The following is a 4,021-nucleotide window of genomic DNA, read 5'->3' as shown; positions in this document are numbered from 1 at the left end:
CTGGCCGGGGCAGCGCCCGGCCCAGGAGGCCAGGTGGCCGGCGGTCGGGAAGACCGACATGTCCGGGCCGATCTCGGCGAGCAGGCATTCGGCCATGCGGCGGTCAACCCCGGGGATCGTGTCCAGCAGGTCGACCTTCGCCTCGAAAGGGGCGATCACCCGGTCGATCTCGGTCGAGAGCCGGTCGATCGCCTCATCGAGATAGTCCAGCTTCGCGAGGATCTCCCCGATGATCAGACCGTGGTGGCCGGTGAAGAACCCGTTCAGCGCCTCCCGCAACGCCGGGATCTTGGCGCGCAGCCGGCCGCGGGCGAGCTCGGAGAGTACCTCCGGGTTGGTGGTACCGGCGATCATCGCCTCGAGGATCGCCCGGCCGGACACCGTCAGGATCGACGAGGACACCGACGACAGCTTGATCCCCGCGTCCTGCAGAACCTTGTCCAGGCGCTGGACCTCGCGGGTCCGCTCCTCGATCTGCGCCTTGCGGTAGCGGGTCAGATCCCGCAGCTGGCGGATCGGTTGCGGCGGCACGAACGACGGGCGGACCAGCCCGTACTCGACGAGTTCGGCGATCCACGCGGCGTCGGCCGCGTCCGTCTTGCGGCCGGGGACGTTGTGCATGTGCCGGGCGTTGAGCAGCCAGCACTCGGCGACCGCGTCCTCGAGAATGTGGAAGACCGGTCGCCAGTACACGCCGGTAATCAGGCGTCGACTCCATCCCGACCCGGGTCACCCCCAGACCGGTCAGCCAGTCCCGCAGCGCCAGCAACTCCACGGTCGTCGCCCCGAAGGTGTGCAGCTGCACCTGGACCGGCCCACCCGGCGCCTCGGCCATCCGCACGCAGGCGACGATCTCGTCCTTGTGCACATCCAGGCCCGCGCACCGCGCGACCTGCGCTTCCATACGACCCCTCCAGGCCATCCCGACAGGAACAGGTGGCCACCCGGAGGGGGTCTGGTGATCAAACGGATGACGTCATACAGACAGACCCAGACAGGAAAAGAATCATGGGGGTAAAGTTGGGGTGATCTTTATTTCAAGATCTTTAAGATCTTGCTAAGATAGGCCCTGACCTGGGCAAACATGCTCCCGCGATAGGACTCGAACCTATAACCTGCCGGTTAACAGCCGGCTGCTCTGCCAATTGAGCTACGCGGGATCGGGTGCCGTGCATCTGACGTCGTCAGCCTACCTGAGGTTCGGGCGGTCTTGGACGTGGGGTAGGAATCAACCCGACGGCACAACGTCAAGCGGCCGGCGGCCATCCGCCTGCACGTCCCTCGGTCTCCTGGGAGGCAACATGCGTATCAGGCCCAGCGTCATCCTGGCCCTCGGTCTCGGATACGTCCTCGGCGCCCGGGCCGGCCGGGAGCACTACGACGCCATCATGCGGCAGGTCCGTGACCTCCAGGAGCGCCCGGAGGTCCAGAGCGTGGCGGGACTCGTCTCCGCGCAGGCGGYCACCGTCTACCAGAAGGCCCGGGACCTGCTTGGTGCCCATGCCGGGCAGTCCGCGACCAGGCTGTTCGCTCCCCTCGGCTCGCACAGCTCCAACGGTGTCGGATCCAACGGTGTCGGATCCAACGGCGTCGGTTCGGTCGGTGCCCGCTGATCGAGGCACCCTCGCGCCGGAGACCCCGGAGACCCCGGAGACCACCGATGAGCGGTCCCGGCGGGACATGCCGATGAGGCAGGCGAGGCCGAACGGGCCGGGACGACCGCACGCCTCCGGTCATCCCGAGACTTCGGACGGCGCACCGTCCGCCCTCGCCGGTCTTGTGGACCTGTTGGGTCGGCGTTTCGCCCTCGCCGTCTACTGGAACCTGCGCGGGACGGCCCTGCCGTTCCGCGCGCTCGTGGCGCGGCTCGACGCGCCGCAGGCCCAGGTGACCCAACGCCTGCGGGAGCTGCGCGAGGCCGGCCTCGTCGAGGTGGACGAGGTCGGCGAGTACCGGCTGACCGCGCACGGCCGTCGCCTGCAGGGAGTGCTGGAACCGCTGGCGGCCTGGGCGRACGACTGGTCCGGGCTGAGCCCGCGCCAGCGCACGCCCCGAGGATCAGCCACCCAGGGTCACGGTGAGCCCTAAGTTCGGTGGACTCCCGCTTGGCGGCAATATCCCGACATCGCGGAATGATCACTATCGAGAGGCATCTCGTGACGGCAAGATCACAGCTTGTCTTGAGCTCGTTTTAAGGATCTCTTAGGCCCAGCGGGGTGTGCTGGTCCTTGTCGCCCGGCTGGCTGGCGAACTGAAGCAGCCTCATCCACCAGAGGTAACCCCGGCTTCTGGTGGGTCTCCCCAGCCCGGGTCGCGGCCCGTCCCAGCCGCGACCCGGGCTCAGCCCTGCCCGCCGCGCGAAGCCGTTGTGGACCGGCGTGCGCGCGAGGCTGTCGTGGACCGGCGTGAGGTCAGCCGCCGGTGAGCCGTTCCCGCGCTTCGGCAAGCCGCCGCAGGGTGGTCTCCCGGCCGAGCGCCTCCAGCGACTCGAACAGGGGCAGTCCCACGCTCCGCCCGGTCACGGCGACCCGCACCGGTGCCTGCGCCTTGCCGAGCTTGAGACCGTGCCGCTCGCCCACCTCGGTGAGTCCGGCCTTCAACGTCTCGGCTTCCCACTCGATCTTGTCGTAGAGGTCGTGGACGTCGGCGAGCAGTTCCGCCGCCGGCCCCTTCATCGCCTTGGCCCAGGCCGCGTCGTCGATCGGTGCCTCCGGCAGGAAGAGGAAGTCGACCATCGGCACGATCTCCGACAGCACGGAGACCCGGCTCTGCGCCAAGGGGGCGAGGGCTGCGAACGCGTCCGCGTCGAACGCGGCCGGCTCCCACGGCGCGGCCGGCGCCGAGAGCCAGGGCCGGACCGCCTCGATGAACTCCGCGACGCTCAGCCGCCGGATGTACTCACCGTTGAACGCCTTGAGCTTCTTCTCGTCGAAGAACGCCGGCGATGGCTTCACGTCGGCAAGGTCGAAGGTGGACTCGATCGTTTCCCAGGGCACGATCTCGTCCTCGCCGGGCGGGGCCCAACCGAGCAGCATCAGGTAGTTCTTCATGGCGGCGGGCAGGTATCCCTCGTCCCGGTAGGACTCGAGCGCCACCTTGTCGCGCCGCTTCGACAGCTTCTGGCGCTTCTCGTTGACGATCACCGGGACGTGCGCCCACACCGGCGGCGCGTCCGCGCCGAGCGCTGCCCAGAGCAGCTGCTGCTTAGGGGTGTTCGACAGGTGTTCCTCACCCCGGATGACGTGGGTGATCCCCATCTCCAGGTCGTCAACGACGTTGGCGAGCAGGAACACCGCCGACCCGTCGGCCCGCGCGACCACGAAGTCCTCGATGGTCTCGTTCGGGAACTCCGGCGTGCCGCGGATGAGGTCCTCGACGATCGTCACGCCGTCGTCCGGCGTGCGAAAGCGCAGCGCCCGGCCGGGACCCGGGGCGAGCCCGCGGTCCCGGCAGAATCCGTCGTAGCCGCGCTGCGCGTTGCCGGTGCGTTCCGCCAGGGCCTCGCGGGTGCAGTCGCAGTAGTAGGCGAGACCCTCGGCGTGCAGCCGTTCGGCCGCGGCCCGGTGCCGGTCGGCGCGCGACGACTGCAGCACCGGACCCTCGTACCCGCCGGGGCTGATGCCGAGCCAGTCCAGCGCGCTGATGATGCCGTCGGTCCACTCCGGCCGGTTGCGGGACGCGTCGGTGTCCTCGACGCGCAGCACGAAGTCGCCGCCGGCGCGCCGCGCGACCAGCCAGTTGAACAGCGCCGACCGCGCCCCACCCACATGGAAGATGCCGGTGGGAGATGGCGCGAATCGAACCCGTACCCGCCCAGATCCCATGCCGCGCAGCGTACAGCGGATCTCGACGGGCGAACCGGGCGTGGGCCGATGGTGACCGGCCGCGGAATCGGTCTCCCGGGCGGCCGGCTACGCCCCTGCTCAGCCGAGGAGGTCGAGGGGGGTGGTGGGTTGGTGGGGGGTGTGGGGGGTGGTGGTGAGGTGGTGGCGCCAGAGGGTTTCGGCGGCGTCGGGGTCGT

Annotated in this window: 4 protein-coding genes and 1 tRNA gene; 2 read left to right on the top strand and 3 right to left on the bottom strand. The window is 69.4% G+C overall.

Translation table 11 applies throughout. The features are described 5' to 3' along the window. A partial coding sequence (locus Manayef4_RS02070) for an IS110 family transposase (RefSeq protein WP_254665414.1) occupies positions 1 to 693 on the bottom strand: 693 nt, incomplete at its 3' end. A gap of 394 nt (positions 694 to 1,087) precedes the next feature. Beyond that, a tRNA-Asn gene (locus Manayef4_RS02065) sits at positions 1,088 to 1,160 on the bottom strand. Positions 1,161 to 1,301: 141 nt separating this feature from the next. Here Manayef4_RS02065 and Manayef4_RS02060 point away from each other — a divergent pair. After that, positions 1,302 to 1,613, top strand: a complete 312-nt coding sequence (locus Manayef4_RS02060) for a hypothetical protein (protein WP_070130451.1) — start codon at positions 1,302 to 1,304, stop codon at positions 1,611 to 1,613. After that, complete coding sequence (locus tag Manayef4_RS02055; protein WP_083282234.1) at positions 1,603 to 2,088, top strand: winged helix-turn-helix transcriptional regulator; 486 nt, start codon at positions 1,603 to 1,605, stop codon at positions 2,086 to 2,088. The genes Manayef4_RS02060 and Manayef4_RS02055 overlap by 11 nt, the downstream gene beginning before the upstream one ends. Before the next feature lie 323 nt (positions 2,089 to 2,411). Here Manayef4_RS02055 and gltX read toward each other — a convergent pair whose 3' ends face one another. After that, the gene (gene gltX / locus Manayef4_RS02050; RefSeq protein WP_011437604.1) at positions 2,412 to 3,824 is read right to left on the bottom strand and encodes a glutamate--tRNA ligase; all 1,413 of its coding nucleotides are present in this window, start codon (positions 3,822 to 3,824) and stop codon (positions 2,412 to 2,414) included. Between the last annotated feature and the right edge of the window lie 197 nt (positions 3,825 to 4,021).

The sequence above is a fragment of the Frankia sp. CgMI4 genome, assembly GCF_001756285.1.
In the GTDB taxonomy this organism is placed as follows: domain Bacteria; phylum Actinomycetota; class Actinomycetes; order Frankiales; family Frankiaceae; genus Frankia; species Frankia casuarinae.
This window is presented reverse-complemented; position numbering and strand designations above follow the sequence as displayed.